This is a genomic window from Nocardioides sp. Z35_8 (genome assembly GCF_059621125.1).
On the sequence record NZ_JCAQIE010000001.1, the window covers coordinates 1016937 to 1034320 of the forward strand.

General features: G+C 72.7%; 16 protein-coding genes. 10 read left to right on the forward strand and 6 right to left on the reverse strand.

The genetic code is table 11. From position 1 onward, the window contains the following. Positions 1-63 precede the first annotated feature (63 nt). Positions 64-414, forward strand: coding sequence for a DUF2185 domain-containing protein (locus AC54T2_RS04885; protein WP_186339777.1), 351 nt, complete (start codon positions 64-66; stop codon positions 412-414). 1 nt (position 415) lies between these two features. After that, the gene (locus tag AC54T2_RS04890) at positions 416-760 is read left to right on the forward strand and encodes a hypothetical protein (RefSeq protein WP_496665672.1); all 345 of its coding nucleotides are present in this window, start codon (positions 416-418) and stop codon (positions 758-760) included. A 40-nt stretch (positions 761-800) separates the two neighbouring features. Here AC54T2_RS04890 and AC54T2_RS04895 read toward each other — a convergent pair whose 3' ends face one another. The 5 genes from AC54T2_RS04895 to AC54T2_RS04915 form a co-directional block, all read right to left on the reverse strand. Continuing rightward, positions 801-1175, reverse strand: coding sequence for a Crp/Fnr family transcriptional regulator (locus AC54T2_RS04895; protein WP_186339779.1), 375 nt, complete (start codon positions 1173-1175; stop codon positions 801-803). Between the two features lie 43 nt (positions 1176-1218). Next, complete coding sequence (locus AC54T2_RS04900; protein WP_496665673.1) at positions 1219-2445, reverse strand: arginine deiminase; 1227 nt, start codon at positions 2443-2445, stop codon at positions 1219-1221. A gap of 195 nt (positions 2446-2640) precedes the next feature. Then, complete coding sequence (locus AC54T2_RS04905) at positions 2641-3804, reverse strand: GNAT family N-acetyltransferase (protein WP_489975426.1); 1164 nt, start codon at positions 3802-3804, stop codon at positions 2641-2643. Continuing rightward, positions 3786-4391 carry a TMEM165/GDT1 family protein gene (locus AC54T2_RS04910; RefSeq protein ID WP_489975427.1) on the reverse strand — a complete coding sequence of 202 codons (606 nt, stop codon included), beginning with the start codon at positions 4389-4391 and terminating at the stop codon, positions 3786-3788. Before AC54T2_RS04910 ends, AC54T2_RS04905 begins: the two co-directional genes overlap by 19 nt. Positions 4392-4407: 16 nt before the next feature. Beyond that, complete coding sequence (locus AC54T2_RS04915) at positions 4408-5247, reverse strand: prephenate dehydratase (RefSeq protein ID WP_186339782.1); 840 nt, start codon at positions 5245-5247, stop codon at positions 4408-4410. Between the two features lie 69 nt (positions 5248-5316). Here AC54T2_RS04915 and AC54T2_RS04920 point away from each other — a divergent pair, with 69 nt between their 5' ends. From AC54T2_RS04920 to AC54T2_RS04955, 8 genes are all read left to right on the forward strand, one after another. Then, positions 5317-5709 (forward strand): DUF4446 family protein, encoded by a 393-nt coding sequence (locus AC54T2_RS04920; RefSeq protein WP_186339783.1) that lies wholly within the window; start codon positions 5317-5319, stop codon positions 5707-5709. Positions 5710-5813: 104 nt separating this feature from the next. Beyond that, entirely contained in the window at positions 5814-6887 is a 1074-nt protein-coding gene (locus AC54T2_RS04925) for an oxidoreductase (RefSeq protein WP_489975429.1), read from the forward strand. Positions 6888-6952: 65 nt separating this feature from the next. Continuing rightward, positions 6953-8020 (forward strand): permease, encoded by a 1068-nt coding sequence (locus AC54T2_RS04930; RefSeq protein WP_496665674.1) that lies wholly within the window; start codon positions 6953-6955, stop codon positions 8018-8020. Positions 8021-8235: 215 nt separating this feature from the next. Further along, positions 8236-9894 (forward strand): potassium-transporting ATPase subunit KdpA, encoded by a 1659-nt coding sequence (gene kdpA, locus AC54T2_RS04935; RefSeq protein WP_496665675.1) that lies wholly within the window; start codon positions 8236-8238, stop codon positions 9892-9894. Beyond that, positions 9891-11996: a potassium-transporting ATPase subunit KdpB gene (gene kdpB / locus AC54T2_RS04940; protein ID WP_186339787.1), complete on the forward strand. Its 2106-nt coding sequence runs from the start codon at positions 9891-9893 to the stop codon at positions 11994-11996. The genes kdpA and kdpB overlap by 4 nt, the downstream gene beginning before the upstream one ends. A 2-nt stretch (positions 11997-11998) precedes the next feature. Then, positions 11999-12589 (forward strand): potassium-transporting ATPase subunit KdpC, encoded by a 591-nt coding sequence (kdpC, locus tag AC54T2_RS04945; RefSeq protein WP_489975432.1) that lies wholly within the window; start codon positions 11999-12001, stop codon positions 12587-12589. Positions 12590-12593: 4 nt separating this feature from the next. Continuing rightward, positions 12594-15092, forward strand: a complete 2499-nt coding sequence (locus AC54T2_RS04950; RefSeq protein WP_496665676.1) for a DUF4118 domain-containing protein — start codon at positions 12594-12596, stop codon at positions 15090-15092. Continuing rightward, positions 15089-15769, forward strand: coding sequence for a response regulator (locus AC54T2_RS04955; RefSeq protein ID WP_496665677.1), 681 nt, complete (start codon positions 15089-15091; stop codon positions 15767-15769). The genes AC54T2_RS04950 and AC54T2_RS04955 overlap by 4 nt, the downstream gene beginning before the upstream one ends. Here the strand turns inward: AC54T2_RS04955 and AC54T2_RS04960 are convergent, their stop codons facing one another. Beyond that, positions 15770-17344 carry a bifunctional phosphatase PAP2/diacylglycerol kinase family protein gene (locus tag AC54T2_RS04960; RefSeq protein ID WP_496665678.1) on the reverse strand — a complete coding sequence of 525 codons (1575 nt, stop codon included), beginning with the start codon at positions 17342-17344 and terminating at the stop codon, positions 15770-15772. Between the last annotated feature and the right edge of the window lie 40 nt (positions 17345-17384).

The following is a 17384-nucleotide window of genomic DNA, read 5'->3' on the forward strand; positions in this document are numbered from 1 at the left end:
GCGGCCCTCGCCAGCCGCATCGACGCCGCCACGATCCCACCGCAGACACCACGGAGGCCTCACATGCCGATCGAGTTCATCCCCGCCGCCGGCGCCTGCCTGGCGTCGAAGAACGTGCTGTCCGGTGCCGGCCGCATCAAGTGGATGGTCCGCGAGGAGTCCCGAGCGCGTGCCGACAACGGGTGGCGGATCTTCTCCGACATCGACACCACCGAATACCTCCACGACGCCAGCAACCTCGTCATCACCGACTTCAACTCCGTGTGCGAGCTCGAGCCGGCACTCATCGGCATCTGGAACCTCCCCGTGGGCTCCGACCTGCAGATCGTCGACGAGGGCAACGGCATCGAGGTCGTCGACACCGCCACCGGCCGACCCGTACCCGCCGACCAGCTCTACGTCCCCGGGTCCTGACATGACCTGGCCGCCCGAGGACTCCGCACCTGACCCCGCAGCGGAGTCGGCAGAGGGCCAGGACGACGAGTTCCTGGCGTTCACCGGAGACCAGGCGTCCGCGGCTCGCCTGCGCGCGAACCTGATCAGCATCGCCGAGGACCATCCGGGCACCGGTGTCGAGGCCGTCGTGGGGGAGGTCCTCGCCGGTCGCCGACCGATCCGCGACCTCGCCGACGATCCGGAGTTCTCCGACGTCATCGCGGTGGGCATGGACGACTACCGCCGCTACCTGTCGTCGCTGACAGCCGACGAGCGGGCCGAGATGGTCGCCGACGCCAAGCACACCACGAGCCCGGAGACGTGACGACCGACGGGGAAGTGGGGCGGCCTCCCGGCGCTCGGACTCAGTCGCTGTCGCGGCTCCCGGCGCCAGCACGCAGCGCCGCTCCGAACGCCGGCATCTCGGCGACCAGTGTCTCGATCGTCTCTCGGGTGAAGTGCACGACCCGCAGCGGCGTCAGGGCCACCACCGTCGCCGAGCGCAGCGTGCGGCCGACGATCGCGGCGGCATCACCGACCGCGGCACCGGGACCGAGGACGGCGACCTCGACACCGCTCTCGCGGACCGAGGCCCGGCCCTCGGTGATGAGGTAGGCACCCTCCGCGGGAGCCTGCCCGGCGGTCGGCGACCAGCCCTGCGGCAGGCTCAGCGGACGTCCGGCGGCGAGCACGCGCTCGACGTCCGCGGGCCCGAGCCCGTCCAGCATCGACGCGTTCATGCCCCGTCAACGACGCACCGGGCCGAACGTGACGCGCGCCCGTTCAGTCCTCGCGGAGCGGCTGCCGGGCGACCGGGCAGCTCATGCAGCGCGGTCCACCGCGACCGGACCCGAGCTCGGACCCGGCGATGCGGACGACCTCGATCCCGGCGGCCTCGAGCCGGTCGTTGGTCTCGTCGTTGCGCTCGTAGGCCACCGCCACCCGCGGCGCCAGGGCGAGGGTGTTGTTGCCGTCGTCCCACTGCTCGCGCTCGGCCGTGACCGGGTCGAGGCCGGTGTCGATCTGGTGCAGCGTGTCGATCTGCATCGCCTTGGCCGCCGCCACGAGGAACGGCTCGTGGTCGCTGATGTCGAGGGTCAGGTCGGCCTCGCCCGACCCCGGGTCGAGCAGGGTCACCGTGACGGCGCGAAGCGTGTCGGCGACGTTGGGGTACATCACCACCTTGTCCACGTCGACCATGGTGCAGACGGTGTCGAGGTGCATCGTCGCGCGCTCCTGCGCGATCGGCACCGCCAGCACGGTGTGGGCCAGGCCGGCGTGGAACACCTGTCGCGCGAGCCGCTCGACGCCTGCGGGGGTCGTCCGCTCCCCGACGCCGACCGCGATCACGCCCGGCGCGAGCAGCAGGACGTCGCCGCCCTCGACGTGCTCGTTGTGCCAGCCATGGATCTTGCGGGTGCCGGCGAAGCGGGGGTGCTCGGTGTAGATGAGCTCGGTCAGCTGGGTCTCGCGCTTGCGGGCGGGCATGGCGAGGCTGGTGACGGCCACGCGGTCGCGTACCCAGACGCTGGAGTCGCGGGTGAAGAGCAGGTTGGGGAGCGGGTCGATGAGGAAGTCGTGCGGGTCGAGCAGGCTGGTCACCAGGCCGTGGCCGCCGCGTACCTCGTCGTTGCGGATGCCCGCGGTGAGCACGTCGGTCAGCTCCGCCGGGGCGAGGTCGCGCAGCGCCTGCGCGAGGTAGCGGCGCATGGTGTCGCCGAGGTGCAGCCCTGACAGCGCGCTGGTGATCGCGTGGTTGCGGGCGAGATCGCTCTCGAGGGTCTCGGTGAGCAGGTCGGTCAGGTAGAGCACCTCGACCCCACGGTCGCGCAGCGTCTCGGCGAACGCGTCGTGCTCCTCCTGGGCCCGGCTCACCCACGGGATGCCGTCGAAGAGCAGCCGGTCGTTGTTGCGAGGCGTGAGCCGCTTGAGCTCGTTGCCGGGGCGGTGGAGCATCACGGTGGCCAGGCGGCCGACCTCGCTGTCGGCTCCGTGCGGGGTGGTGACCATGGGCGGGACTCTATCCGGGCTCGGGGGTGCTCGATCGTCCGCGCGGGGGCCGTCGCGTCGGTTCATCAAGGTATGTCGCTCAACCCGCACTCCCCTCGATGAGCTCACCGTGGGAAGCGCGGGTTCGTCTGCATACCTTGATGAACCAACGAGGGAAACGAGAGAGAGGCGCGAACCAACACGGCGACGAACGACCTAACCCCGGGCCGCGCGCCACTCCTCGCGCAGCAGGGCGTACTCGTAGGAGCTGGTCCACTCGCCCTTGGACCAGAAGTCGGCGATGCGGTGCACCTCGCGGCGCATGCCGAGGCGCTCGCAGAGGGCGGCCGAGCGCTCGTTGCGCACGTCGAGGTTGGCCATGATGCGCCGCAGCCCGTAGTGCTCGAAGCCGAGCCGGAGCACGGCCCGCGCCGCCTCGGTCGCGTAGCCCCGCCCGGCGTGCTCGGGCAGGACCGTCCAGCCGATCTCGGCCTCGCTGAGGCCGGTGCCCTGAAGGTGGAGGATCGAGTCGCCCACGACGGTGCCGTCGAGGGTGGTGACCGCGAGGCCGAGGAACGTGCCGTCGCCGCGCTCGGTGCGTCGGCGCACCATCTCGACGACCTCGGCCCGGTTCATCGGGCGGCTGAGGAGCAGGCTCGTCCACTCCTCGGAGCCCCAGGCGGTGACGAAGGCGTCGGCGTCGCCGAGCTCGTGCGGGCGCAGCAGGAGGCGCTCGGTGCGCAGCGGCCACACCGGGGGCGCAGGCGTCAGGTACGCCGCCCGTGGGGCGTCGACCCAGCGCTCGCGGATCGTGGGCCCCCCGGCGCGGAGCCGGTCGTAGGCGGTCATCGGCAGGAGCATCGCGTCGAGTCCCGGCACCGCGATGACGCCGTCGACGGCCTCGCCGAGCATGCCGCGTCCGATCGGGTCGTGCGGGTCGCGGCGCAGCAGGTCGAGGGCGGCCCGGGCCTCGGCGACGCGCTCGGCCACCTGCCTGATCCGCACGGGCGACACCTCGCGGAGGCCGGCGTGCTGCCCGGACAGGTAGGCCTGCCACTCGCGCTCGCCGGCCGCCTCGTCCCCCTCCCAGAACGCCACGAACCAGTCGTGCAGCCGGTCGAGGCCGCCGGCCAGCTCCGCGAGACGGCCGTGGTCGGCGGGCACCATCGCGGTGCCGTCGCCCAGGACGTACGACGGCAGCGGCAGCCGGCCGTCGAGCATGAGCCGCGTCGCTCCGGGCGAGGCCTCCACGAAGTGCTCGCGGACGTAGGCGTCGTCCTCGGACGACATCGCGTGGTCGCCGTTGACGGCGACGAACCGGTCGCGGACCTCGTTGCGGAGGCCGCCGTGGACCGGGTCGGTCAGCGTGTCATCTCCCACACCGTGAAGGCTGCCATGAGCAGGCACACCGTCGCACCCACATAATGGAGCACCGCCAGCCGCACCCGCTGGAGCAGCAGCCGGCCCACGATGACCGCCAGGCCGGAGACCGCGAGCAGGGCGCCCCAGGCGCCGAGGAACACCGACACCGGGTCGTCGTACTTCGCGACCAGCGAGATGGTGAGCAGCTGCGACAGGTCGCCCCACTCGGCGGCGAAGAGCACCAGGAACGACGTCGCCACGACCTTGAGCCCGTGGGCGCCGGAGTCGGCCCTGGCGGCGAACTCGTCCTCCTGCCCGGGCTCGTCGTCGTCGGCGGAGCGGGCCTCGCGGAAGAGGATGACCGCCCCGATCGCGAACATCACCGCGGCGACGGTGTGGACCAGCTGCTCGGGCAGGAACGAGGCGGCCTTGCCGACGCCCACCGCGACGCCCGTCTGGACGAGGAACGCGAGCGCGACGCCGAGCCAGACGAGGAGCGGACGCATCTTCGTCGACATCACCAGCGTGGCGATGAAGGTCTTGTCGGGCAGCTCCACGACGAAGATGGCGCCGAAGGCGAGCGCCACCACGAGCAGGTCGATCACCGGGGAAGTGTCGCAGTCATCGCGCGCGGAAGGAGTCGGCGGGGTAGACACCGACCACCGTGACCTCCGTGGTGAAGAACGCGAGCTCCTCCAGCGCGTTGCGCACGCCCGGGTCGTCGGGGTGGCCGTCGACCTCGGCGAGGAACTGGGTGGCGGTGAACTGGCCGCCGACCATGTAGCTCTCCAGCTTGGTCATGTTGACGCCGTTGGTCGCGAAGCCGCCGAGCGCCTTGTAGAGCGCCGCCGGCAGGTTGCGCACGTTGAAGATGAACGTGGTCACGACCGGGCTGCCGTCCGCGGGCGCCTGCTCGAAGTCGCGGGAGAGCACCACGAAGCGCGTGGTGTTGTGGTCCTCGTCCTCGATCTCCTCGCGCAGCACCTGCAGGCCGTAGATCTCGGCGGCCAGCGGCGGCGCGATCGCGGCCTGGGTCGGGTCGCCGGCCTCGGCGACCTCGCGGGCCGCGCCGGCGGTGTCGCCGGCCACCACCGGGGTCAGGCCGAGCTCGCGGATCACCCCGCGGCACTGGCCGAGGGCGTGGACGTGGCTGTGCACGGTGCGCAGCGAGTCGATGCTCGCCTCGGGCAGCGCCATCAGGGAGAACTGGATGCGCAGGAACCGCTCGCCGACGATGTGCAGGCTCGAGGTGGGCAGGAAGTGGTGGATGTCGGCCACCCGCCCGGCGATCGAGTTGTCGATCGGGATCATCGCGAGGTCGGCCTCGCCGCCCTCGACCGCGGCGAACGCGTCCTCGAACGACGGGCACGCCAGCGGCTCCCAGTCGGGGTAGGCCTGTTGGCACACCAGGTGGGAGTTGGCGCCGGGCTCTCCCTGGTAGGCGATCCGTCGAGCTGTCACGTGCGCGAGTGTGTCACCTCCGGCCGTGTCCGACCGGCCGTGACCAGCCGCCGAACATAGGGTCGTTCCATGCTCGCCGTGGTCGCCGTCGTCCTCTCCGCCGTCGCCTGCGCGCTCGCCGCGCTGGCCCTCCGTCGTACGACGGCACGCACCTCCGGCGAGGGCGTCGAGGCGCTGCCCGAGGATGTGCACGGCCTGCGACAGGAGGTCGCGGCCCTCAAGGCCGAGAGCGCCGACGCGCTGCGCCACCTGTCGGTGGTGCGCTACGACGCGTTCGGCGACGTCGGCGGTCACCTCAGCTGGAGCCTGGCCGTGCTCGACGACGCCGGCCACGGCGTGGTGCTGACGTCCATCCACGGGCGCAGCGAGGCCCGCACGTACGCCAAGTCGATCTCCTCCTGGTCGTGCGAGCAGCAGCTCTCGCCCGAGGAGGAGGAGGCGATCGAGCACGCGCGACCCTGACGGGCCGCTCGGCACGCACCACGGACGGGGCGGAACAACACGGCGTCCTCGCCGGTTCGGACTCACGGACCGTCCCCCACCAGCAGCCACGCAGGAGCGCCCCCGTGAGTCGTCTGTTCAGCCCTGTCACCCTTCGCGACCTGACCCTCCGCAACCGCGTCTGGGTGGCGCCGATGTGCCAGTACTCCGCCGCCGACGGCGTGCCGGGGGAGTGGCACCTGGTCCACCTCGGCTCCTTCGCGCGCGGCGGCGCCGGACTGGTCCTCACCGAGGCGACCGCGGTGGTGCCGGAGGGGCGGATCTCGCCGGAGGACACCGGGCTGTGGAACGACGAGCAGCAGGCGGCGTGGACCCGGATCGTGGACTTCGTGCACGGACAGGGGGCCGCGGCGGGCGTCCAGCTCGCCCACGCCGGCCGCAAGGCGTCGACCTACAGCGGCTTCACCGGCGAGCGAGGCGGCGTCCCCGACTCCGACGGCGGCTGGCGGCCCGTCGGCCCGTCGGCCGAGCCCTTCGCCGGGCTGCGTCCCGACCCCGAGCCGCTGGACGAGGCGGGCATCGCCCGCGTGGTGACCGCCTTCGGTGACGCGGCCGAGCGCGCCGTCGCCGCCGGCTTCGACGTCATCGAGCTGCACGGCGCCCACGGCTACCTGCTCCACGAGTTCCTCTCGCCGCTGTCCAACCACCGCCAGGACGGCTACGGCGGCTCCTTCGACGGGCGCGTACGCCTGGTGCTGGAGGTGGTCCGCGAGGTCCGGTCCCGCGTGCCGGCCGGGCTCCCGCTGCTGCTCCGGGTCTCCGCCACCGACTGGGTCGAGGGCGGCTGGACCGCCGACGAGACCGTGCGGCTCGCCGCCCTGGCGCACGAGGAGGGCGTCGACCTCGTCGACACCTCCACGGGCGGCAACGTGCCGGGCGCCGACATCCCGGTCGAACCGGGCTACCAGGTGCGGTTCGCGCGGCGCATCCGCACCGCGGCCGGCGTCCCGACCGGCGCCGTCGGGCTCATCACCACGCCCAAGCAGGCCGAGGAGATCCTCGCCGACGGGTCGGCCGACGTCGTGCTGCTCGGTCGCGAGCTGCTGCGCGAGCCGCACTGGCCGCTCCGCGCGGCCCACGAGCTGGGCGAGACCGGCACCGACCTGTGGCCGGTGCAGTACCGCCGCGCGGCCCCCTAGCCACCGGTCCTCCCGACGGGTGGGACCCCTTGCCGGTCCCGCCGCCGCGTCCGACGATGGGTGGCATGCTCTCGGGAATCTCGGTCGAACGACGTCCCCCCCGGGTGGGAGTCGCCGGGCTGGTCGTCCTCGTGCTGGTGGCGACCATCGGCTTCGCGTGGTCGAAGTGGCTGCCCTACTGGGACCGCGCCCTCGCCCTGGAGGCCGCGCCGACGTGGCCGTCGGGACCCATCTTCGAGTCGGCAGGTGGAGACGGGCCGTCGCTCTCGGGCGCCTGGGACTTCACCGTGGCCTACCTGGACGCGGTGTGGCGCGCGGTCGTGGTCGGCCTGCTCGTCGCCGCCGCGGTCGATGCCCTCGTGCCGCGCGGCTGGGTGACGCGCCTGCTCAACCGCCGCTCGCCGACGGGACAGGCCGTCGCCGGCGGGGCGGCCTCCCTGCCGTCGATGATGTGCAGCTGCTGCACGGCGCCGGTGGCGGTCGGGCTGCGCCGCAGCGGGGTGTCCACGAGCGCAGCTCTCGCCTACTGGGTGGGCAACCCCCTCCTCAACCCGGCCGTGCTGGTGTTCCTGGCGTTCGTGCTGCCGGCGGAGTACGCCGTCACGCGCGTGGTCGTCGGCCTGGCCGTCGTCGTCGGTGCCAGCGCGCTCATCGGCCGTCTGCTCGACGCTCGCGGGGCAGGCGCACCCGCCGTCGCAGCGCCACCGGTGGACGAACCGGTGCGGCTGGGCGACCTCCCGGGCCGCTACCTGCGCTCGCTGGGCCGGTTCGTCCTCGTGCTCGTGCCGGAGTACGTCGCGCTCGTCTTCGTGATGGGCCTGCTGAGTCCGTGGCTGAGCGACTTCGCCGGCGTCGAGGCCAGCCTCGGTGTGGCAGCGGTGCTGGTCGTGGCCGTCCTCGGGGCCCTGCTGGTCATCCCGACCGGCGGGGAGATCCCCGTCGTCGCCGCCCTGCTGGCGCTCGGTGCAGGTGCCGGGACGACAGGCGCCCTGCTCATCACGCTGCCGGCGCTCAGCGTCCCGTCGGTGGTCATGGTCGGCCGGGCGATGGGGTGGCGGGCGACCTGGGCCATGGCTGCGGCCGTCGTCCTGGGCGGTGTCGCCGCCGGGATGCTGCTCGCCGTCGCGTCCTGACGTCGATCAGCGCGCCGGGCCCGAGGGAGTGGCGCGGGCCACGTGGGCGCCAAGTGGGCGTCAACGCGCGCCAAGAACGCGTCAAGGCGGGCTGACCGGACCGCCGTCGGGGCTTTGCTGGCCGGCATGAGCATCGAATCCAGCCTGCTCGTGGTCGCGGTGGTCTGCGCCGCGCTCTACGTCCTCGCCGCCCTGGTCTTCCCGGAGCGCTTCTAGTGTCCGACACCCTCGGCGGTCTCCTGACGATCGCCCTCCTCGTCGCCCTGCTCGCTGCGGCGTACGTCCCGCTGGGCGACCACATGGCGCGGGTCTACACCGACACCCGCCACCTGCGCGCCGAGCGCGTGGTCTACCGCCTCTGCGGCGTGGATCCCGGCGCCGAGCAGGGCGCGCGCTCCTACGCCACCAGCGTCATCGGGTTCAGTCTCGTGGGCGTCGTGGTCCTGATGGCGGTCCAGCTCGGCCAGGCCGCCCTGCCGATGGACCGCGGCCTGCCGGGCGTCCCGTTCTGGATGTCCGTCAACACCGCGGTCTCGTTCGTCACCAACACCAACTGGCAGTCGTACGCCGGGGAGTCCACGATGGGCTTCACCGCGCAGATGGCCGGCCTGGCGGTGCAGAACTTCCTCTCCGCCGCGGTCGGGATCGCCGTCGCCGTCGCGCTGGTCCGCGGCTTCGTCCGCTCGCGGACGGGCGCACTGGGCAACTTCTGGGTCGACCTGACCCGAGGCACCGTGCGGATCCTGCTGCCGCTGGCGTTCGTCGGTGCCGTCCTGCTGGTCGCCGGCGGCGTCGTGCAGAGCTTCACCGACTCCACGATGGGCACCCTGGCGGGGCACTCGCAGGTGCTCACCGGCGGCCCGGTCGCCAGTCAGGAGGCGATCAAGCAGCTCGGCAACAACGGTGGCGGGTTCTTCAACGCCAACTCCGCCCATCCCTTCGAGAATCCCACCGCCGTCACCAACTTCCTCCAGATCTTCCTGATCCTGGTGCTGCCCGTGGCCCTGACCCGCACCCTCGGGACGCTGCTCGGCAACCGCCGGCAGGGCCTGGCGGTCCTGGCCGTGATGGGCGTGCTGTGGTCGGCGTCGCTCGCGGTGGCCACCTGGGCGGAGGTGGGTGCCCACTCGCCGACCGCGCAGGCGGCCGGCGCCGCGATGGAGGGCAAGGAGACCCGGTTCGGGGAGTGGGCGTCCGCCCTCTTCGCGGTCGCCACCACGGGGACGTCGACGGGAGCGGTCAACGCCTCGCACGACTCGTTGACGGCCACCGGCGGTGGCGTGGTGATGGTCAACATGATGCTCGGCGAGATCGTGCCGGGCGGGGTCGGGGCGGGCATCTACGGCATCCTCGTGACGGCGATCCTGGTCGTCTTCGTCGCCGGGCTGATGGTGGGGCGCACCCCCGAGCTGCTCGGCAAGAAGATCGGTGCGAGGCAGATGACCTACGTCGCGCTCTACACCCTCACCACGCCCGCGCTCGTCCTCGTCGGGACGGGCATCGCGATCTCGCGCGACTCCACCTCCGACGCGATGGGCAACCCGGGCGGTCACGGCTTCTCCGAGGTGCTCTACGCCTTCACCTCCGCCGCCAACAACAACGGCAGCGCCTTCGGCGGCATCACCGTGACCTCCGACTTCTTCCAGGTGATGCTCGCCCTCGCCATGCTCCTCGGCCGGCTGCTGCCCATCGTGCTCGTCCTCATGCTCGCCGGCTCCCTGGCCGAGCAGGGCAAGGTCCCGGTCACCGCGGGGACCCTGCCCACCCACAAGCCCCTCTTCGTCGGGATGCTGGTCGGCGTCATCCTCATCATGACCGGCCTCACCTACTTCCCGGCGCTCGCCCTCGGACCGATTGCTGAGGCCCTCGCATGACACCTCCCACCTCGACCCTGAGCCCGATCCCGCCCACGAGCGCGGAGCACGACGCGGCGGGCCGCCGCGGGCGGGCGCCGGCCGCGGGCCTGACGCTGGGCGTGCTGGTCGGTCAGGCTCTTCAGCAGCTGCCGGAGGCCGTGCGCAAGCTCGACCCCCGCCACCTGTGGCGCTCGCCCGTGATGTTCCTGGTGCTGCTCGGGTCGGTGGCGACGACCGTCGCGGCCCTCCGCGACCCCAGCACGTTCACCGTCTCGATCACGGTCTGGCTCTGGCTCACCGTCCTCTTCGGCACCCTCGCCGAGGCGGTGGCCGAGGGGCGCGGCAAGGCGCAGGCCGCGTCCTTGCGGGCCGCTCGGACCGACACCGTCGCGCGCCTGCTGGGGGCCGACGGCTCGGAGTCCGAGGTGCCGGCGACGCAGCTCGAGGTCGGCGACCACGTGGTCGTCGAGGCGGGTCAGGTCATCCCGGGCGACGGCGACATCGTCGAGGGCATCGCGTCCGTCGACGAGTCGGCCATCACCGGGGAGTCCGCCCCGGTCGTCCGGGAGGCGGGCGGTGACCGGAGTGCCGTCACGGGCGGGACCCGGGTGCTCTCGGACCGCATCGTCGTGCGCATCACCGCCGCGGCGGGGGAGACCTTCCTCGACAAGATGATCGCCCTGGTGGAGGGCACCTCCCGGCGACGGACCCCCAACGAGATCGCGCTCTCGATCCTCCTGGCCAGCCTGACGCTGGTCTTCCTCGCCGCGGTGGCCACGCTCGCCCCCATGGCGTCCTACGCCGGTGCCCCTCAGGACGTCGTCGTCCTCGTGGCGCTGCTGGTCTGCCTGATCCCGACCACGATCGGCGCGCTGCTCTCGGCGATCGGCATCGCCGGCATGGACCGGCTGGTGCGGGTCAACGTCCTGGCCATGTCGGGTCGTGCCGTCGAGGCCGCCGGCGACGTGAGCACGCTGCTGCTCGACAAGACGGGCACGATCACCTACGGCAACCGTCAGGCCAGCCGGCTGGTGGCAGCACCCGGCGTAGGGGAGGACGAGCTGCGCGACGCCGCACGACTCTCCAGCCTCGCCGACCAGACCCCCGAGGGCCGCTCGATCGTCGACCTCGCGCTCAGCCGGGGCGCCGACGACGGCGCCCTGCCGCGCGGGGCGGCCTTCGTGGAGTTCACCGCCCAGACCCGGATGTCCGGCGTCGACCTCGCCGACGGCACGCAGCTGCGCAAGGGGGCCGGCTCCGCCATCGCCGCCTGGCTCGGCACGGAGCCTCCGATCGAGGTGCAGCACACCGTCGACGAGATCGCCCGCTCGGGAGGCACGCCGTTGGTGATCGGCCGCAAGGACCCCGCGGGTGCCGGCCGGGTGCTCGGTGTGGTCCACCTCAAGGACGTGGTGAAGAAGGGGATGGCCGAGCGGTTCGCCGAGCTGCGAGCCATGGGCATCCGCACGGTGATGATCACCGGCGACAACGCCCTGACCGCGCGGGCGATCGCGGCCGAGGCCGGGGTCGACGACTTCCTCGCCGAGGCGACCCCGGAGGACAAGATGGCCTACATCCACCGCGAGCAGCAGGGCGGCCGGCTGGTCGCGATGACGGGTGACGGCACGAACGACGCCCCGGCCCTCGCGGCCGCCGACGTCGGGGTCGCGATGAACAGCGGGACGGCCGCCGCCAAGGAGGCCGGCAACATGGTGGACCTCGACTCCGACCCGACGAAGCTCATCGACATCGTCGAGATCGGCAAGCAGCTGCTCATCACGCGTGGTGCCCTGACGACGTTCTCCATCGCCAACGACGTCGCGAAGTACTTCGCGATCGTCCCGGCGATGTTCGTCGCGGCCTACCCCTCGCTCGACAGGCTCAACGTCATGGGGCTGGCGACGCCGCAGTCCGCGATCTTGTCGGCGGTCATCTTCAACGCCCTGGTCATCGTCGCCCTCATCCCGCTCGCCCTGCGGGGGGTGCGGTTCCGCGCCGCCTCAGCGACGTCGGTGCTGCGCCGCAACATCCTCGTCTTCGGCCTCGGCGGCATCCTCGTGCCGTTCGCCGGCATCAAGCTCATCGACCTGCTCGTCTCCACCATCCCCGGGATCGGCTGACCATGCTCACCACTCCGCTCATCGACCTCCTGCGCCAGTCCCTGGCCGGACTGCGGCTCCTCCTCGTCATGACCGTCCTGCTCGGCGTCGGCTACCCGGGCGCCGTGTGGGCCGTCGGGCAGGCGTTCGGGGACCGCGCCGACGGCTCGCCGGTGCGCGTCGACGGCGTGGTGGTCGGATCGCGCCTCCTCGGCCAGCGGTTCGAGGGCGACCGGTGGTTCCTGTCGCGGCCCTCGCCCAACGACTACGACACGCTGGCCTCGGCTCCCAGCAACCTCGGCCCGCTCAGCCCCGACCTCCTCGCCGCCATCGAGGAGCGCCGCGCCGAGGTCGCGGCCCGCGAGGGGGTCGACCGATCCGCGGTGCCGCCCGACGCCGTCACCGCGTCGGGGTCGGGGCTCGACCCGCACATCTCCCCGGAGTACGCCGCCCTCCAGGTGCGGCGCGTCGCGGAGGCCAACGGCCTCACCGTCGCGCAGGTCGAGCGGCTCGTCGAGGAGCACACCGGCGGGCGCGGGCTGGGCTTCCTGGGCGAGCCCGGGGTCAACGTGCTCGATCTCAACGTCGCCGTCGCCGCCGCTGGTGGAGACTGAGCCCATGCCCTCGTCCACCGCTCGCGGTCGGCTGCGCGTCTACCTCGGCGCCGCCCCCGGAGTGGGCAAGACCTACGCGATGCTCGACGAGGGTCGTCGTCGCGTCGAGCGGGGCACCGACCTGATCGTCGGCTACGTCGAGACGCACGGCCGCCCGGGCACCGAGCGTGCCGTCGCGGGGCTCGAGGTCGTGCCACGCGCCACGCTCGAGCACCGCGGCACCCGCCAGGAGGAGATGGACCTCGAGGCGATCCTCGCGCGGCGGCCGGAGGTGGTGCTGGTCGACGAGCTCGCCCACACCAACGCCCCCGGCAGCACGCACGAGAAGCGCTGGCAGGACGTGGAGGCGCTGCTCGACGCCGGCATCGAGGTGGTCACGACCGTCAACATCCAGCACCTCGCCTCGCTCAACGACGTGACGGAGCAGGTCACCGGGATCCGGCAGCGCGAGACGGTGCCCGACCACGTGGTCCGCTCGGCCGACCAGATCGAGCTCGTCGACATGAGCCCGCAGGCGCTGCGCCGCCGGATGGCCCACGGCAACATCTACGCCGCGGACAGGATCGACGCCGCGTTGTCGCGCTACTTCCGCGAGGGCAACCTGACCGCGCTGCGCGAGCTCGCGCTGCTGTGGCTCGCCGACCGGGTCGACGAAGGCCTCTCCCGCTACCGCGACGAGCACGAGATCGACTCCACCTGGGCCACGCGCGAGCGCATCGTCGTCCCGGTCAGCGGCGGGCCGGAGTCCACCACCCTCATGCGGCGCACGGCCCGCATCGCCAGCCGGCGCTCCGCGGGCGAGTGGCAGGCGCTCTACGTCACCCGGCAGGACGGCCTCACGGGCACCTCGCCCGACCGACTAGCCGGGCTCGCCACGGCCGCCGAGGAGCTGGGCGGCTCCTTCCACACCGTCGTCGGCGACGACCCGGCCGAGGCGATCCTCGCGTTCGCCCGGGCGGAGAACGCGACCCAGGTCGTGATCGGAGCGAGCCGACGGGGCCGGATCTCGACGCTGCTGAGGCCCGGTGTGGGCGAGCGGGTCGTCGCGGGGTCGGGCGACATCGACGTGCACATCGTCTCCCACGACCATGCCCGGGCCCGGACGTCGCCCGCGCCTGCCGTCGACACCATCGGGCCGCGCCGCCGCGCGGCCGGCCTCGTGCTCGGGGTGGCGGCACCTCTCTGCCTCAGCCTCGCGCTCCACCTGACGAGGGACCTGCACGCCCTGCCGATCGAGGCGATGTCGCTGATGCTGGTCGTGGTCGCCACCGCGCTGGTCGGTGGTCTGGCCCCGGCCGTGGTGTCCGCCCTCGTCGGCGCGCTGCTGCTCAACTACCTGTTCACCCCGCCGCTCTACACCCTCAGCGTCGCCGAGACGGAGAACGTCGTCACCATCGCGATCTTCGTCGCCGTGGGCATCGCGGTGTCATCGGTCGTCGACCGGGCCGCGCGTCGCACAGCGGAGGCCAGGGCCGCCCGCGCCGAGGCGGACGCCCTGTCCGTCCTGGCGCACAACCTGCTGACCTCGACGGCCGACACCGAGGGGCTCCTGTCGTCGGCGTGCCGGCTCTTCAACGCCACGGGCGCCGCCGTCCTGCGCCGTGACCCCGCGGGCGTCGAGACGGTCGTGGCCTCCTGGGGTGAGCCCCCCGGCTGCGTCGAACGGGCCGACATGGCCGCCGCGATCGACGACCGGACGACCCTGGTCCTCTCCGGCACGACCCTCCCGGCGTCGCAGCGCGGCCTGCTCAACGCGTACGCCGCCTACGCCAAGGTGATGGCCGAGCGCCGGGACGCCACGGCAGCCGAGGTCGAGCGGCTGCGCCTCGAGGAGGCCGACCGGACCCGGACGGCCCTGCTCGCGGCCGTGTCGCACGACCTGCGCAACCCGCTCGCCGCTGCCAAGGTCGCGGTCGCCAGCCTGCGCTCCACCGACGTGACGTTCTCCGAGCAGGACCGCGACGAGCTCCTCGAGACGGTGGAGGAGGCGACCGACCGCCTCGCCGCCCTGGTGGCCAACCTGCTCGACATGAGCCGGATCAACACCGGGTCGGTCAGCGCCGTGCTCACCGAGGTCGACCTGGCGGCGGCCGTGCGCGGGAGCATCGCGCCGCTGCCCGGCGGCGCGCGCATCGAGGTGGCTGTCGACCCCGACGTGGTGGTGCTCGCCGACGCCGGGCTGCTCGACCGGGTGCTGGCCAACATCTGCGAGAACGCGCTCACCTACACGCCCGAGTCGGCGAGCGTACGTATCGACGCGGCGGCCGCGGGCGAGCGCGTGGTGCTGCGGATCGCCGACACCGGCCCGGGGGTGCGCGACCGCGACCACGAGCGACTCTTCGCGCCGTTCCAGCGGCTCGGTGACGTGCCGCGGCAGGACGGCGTGGGGCTGGGCCTCGCCGTGGCACGCGGCCTCACCGAGGCGATGGGTGGCACGATCGCCACCGAGGAGACGCCGGGAGGGGGACTCACGTTCATCCTGGAGCTGGAGGGAGCCCGATGACGTTCGTGCTGGTCGTCGACGACGACCCCGCGATGCGGCGGACGCTGTCGATCAACCTGCGCGCCCGCGACTACGAGGTCGAGACGGCGCGCGACGGCCGGTCCGCGCTGCAGGTCGTCGACGAGCGGATGCCCGACGTCGTGCTGCTCGACCTCGGTCTGCCCGACCTCGACGGGGTCGCGGTGCTGCGCCAGCTCCGCTCCTTCACCCAGGTGCCGGTCATCGTGGTCTCGGCGCGGGCCGAGTCCGACGACAAGGTGGAGGCCCTCGACCTCGGCGCCGACGACTTCGTCACCAAGCCGTTCTCCATCGACGAGCTGCTCGCCCGGGTGCGGGTGGCCTCTCGGCGCTCCGGTCGGGAGGAGCCGGACCTCGTCGTCGAGGTCGACGGCCTGCGCCTCGACCTCACCGACTCGCGCGCGACCCGTGGCGGCGAGGAGATCCACCTGACCCCGACCGAGTGGCGCATCGTCGACGTGCTCGCCCGCCGCCGCGGCCGCCTGGTCCGCCAGGCCGAGCTGCTGAGGGCCGTGTGGGGTCCGGCGTACGACACCCAGACCAACTACCTCCGGGTGCACCTGGCCAGCATCCGCAAGAAGCTCGAGACCGACCCCGCCCACCCGGTCCTCTTCGTCACCGAGCCCGGCATCGGCCACCGCTTCGCCGAAGGCCACTGATCAGCGCGGCACACGCACCAGCAGCCGGCCGTGGATGCACTCCATCCAGAGCTCGCGGCCCTCGCCGACGGAGTCGCCGTCGAGCTGGCGGGGGGTGTCGGCGAACGCCTTGATCCGGACGCGCGCACCGGTGCGGCGGTCGATCGTCTCGTCGATGATCGTGCTCTTGCGCAGCACGCGCATCGCCACCGTGATCCAGGACAGGAACTGCCGCGGGTGGATGATCACCACGTCGAGGATGCCGTCGTCGATGGTGGCGTCGGGCAGGAGCGGCATGCCGGCCTGCAGGAAGCCGACGTTGCCGACCACGACCGTCCGGGCGCGGTGGACCGTGGGCTCCTCGTCGTCGATCTGGATCTCGAACCTGGCCGCCGGGAACATCAGCGATCGCAGGCCCGACACGAAGTAGGCGGCCCAGCCGATCCGCTTCTTGATGTCCTCGTTGACGCCCTCCATGAGGGCGGCGTCGAAGCCCATGCCCGCCATGACCATGAAGTGGGTGTCCTCGATGCCGTCGCCGCCGACCTCGACCATGTCGATCGCCCGGTCCTGGCCGTTGAGCGCGACGTCGATGGCGGCGCGGATGTAGAGCGGGAGCCCGAGGTTGCGGGCCAGCAGGTTGCCCGTGCCCGCCGGGACGATGCCGACGGGGATGCCCGTGCCGGCCAGCTCGGCGCAGACCTCGCGCACGGTGCCGTCGCCGCCGCACACCAGCACCAGGTCGGTGCCCGCGACGGCCGCCCGCTCGGCCATGCCGCGGCCGGGGTCCTCGACGGTCGTGTACTGCCAGGTCGGCTCGGACCAGCCGGCCTCCTCGGCCATCGAGGCGACGAGCGAGCGGAACTGGCCGACGTCCTCGACCTTGATCGGGTTGAGGATGACGGCGAGCCGGCGCTGCGAGGCGTAGACCTCGGTCAGCGGCTCGGTCCGCGCCGCGATCGAGCGCGGCCGCGGGTCGATGAACGCGAGGGCGACCAGCGCCACCACGACGCCCAGCAGCGAGCCGCCGATGACATCGGTCGGGAAGTGCCGGCCCAGGAGCACCCGGTCCAGGCACACCAGCAGCCACCACGCCACGACGATCGCGATCCCGAGGCGGCGCGCGCTCGTACGCCGGACGAACAGCGCGAGCAGGATCACCAGCAGCGCGGCGAACGCAGCCGTCGACGAGGCGTGTCCGGAGGGGAAGGAGAAGTTGAGGTGGGAGCCGAAGGTGTCCTGCCAGTCGGGCCGGTCGCGACCCAGCCAGAGCTTGAGACCCGTGGTCGCCGCCGACGTCACCGCCATCACCACGACGACCAGCAGCGCCGCCCAGCGGTGGCGCCGCAGGAGGAGGACCAGCGCCAGCAGTGCCGTGAGGACCGTCATCCCGATCGTGCCGAACGCCACCTCCACGACGCGCAGCACGTCGACGAGCAGTGCGTGTTCGTCCGCCCAGTCCTCGGCGGACCGGCCGAGCCTGTCGAGCCCGTCGAGCGGCAGGCGGTCGCGCGTCACCGCGAACGCCAGCGCGGCGAACGCCAGTGAGGCGAGCGCGGCCCAGGCGAGCAGGACGGAACGGCGGTGATCGAGCACCGGCTCAGTATGCCGAAGGGTCTCCCCAGGGCATTCGCCC

Excerpts from the sequence above, each read along its gene's own strand:
- AC54T2_RS04885 (WP_186339777.1), top strand. The coding sequence starts at position 64 with ATGCCGATCGAGTTCATCCCCGCCGCCGGCGCCTGCCTGGCGTCGAAG.
- kdpB (WP_186339787.1), top strand. The coding sequence starts at position 9,891 with ATGACACCTCCCACCTCGACCCTGAGCCCGATCCCGCCCACGAGCGCG.
- AC54T2_RS04890 (WP_496665672.1), top strand. The coding sequence starts at position 416 with ATGACCTGGCCGCCCGAGGACTCCGCACCTGACCCCGCAGCGGAGTCG.
- AC54T2_RS04900 (WP_496665673.1), bottom strand. The coding sequence starts at position 2,445 with ATGGTCACCACCCCGCACGGAGCCGACAGCGAGGTCGGCCGCCTGGCC.
- AC54T2_RS04950 (WP_496665676.1), top strand. The coding sequence starts at position 12,594 with ATGCCCTCGTCCACCGCTCGCGGTCGGCTGCGCGTCTACCTCGGCGCC.
- AC54T2_RS04930 (WP_496665674.1), top strand. The coding sequence starts at position 6,953 with ATGCTCTCGGGAATCTCGGTCGAACGACGTCCCCCCCGGGTGGGAGTC.
- kdpC (WP_489975432.1), top strand. The coding sequence starts at position 11,999 with ATGCTCACCACTCCGCTCATCGACCTCCTGCGCCAGTCCCTGGCCGGA.
- AC54T2_RS04895 (WP_186339779.1), bottom strand. The coding sequence starts at position 1,175 with ATGAACGCGTCGATGCTGGACGGGCTCGGGCCCGCGGACGTCGAGCGC.
- AC54T2_RS04920 (WP_186339783.1), top strand. The coding sequence starts at position 5,317 with ATGCTCGCCGTGGTCGCCGTCGTCCTCTCCGCCGTCGCCTGCGCGCTC.
- AC54T2_RS04955 (WP_496665677.1), top strand. The coding sequence starts at position 15,089 with ATGACGTTCGTGCTGGTCGTCGACGACGACCCCGCGATGCGGCGGACG.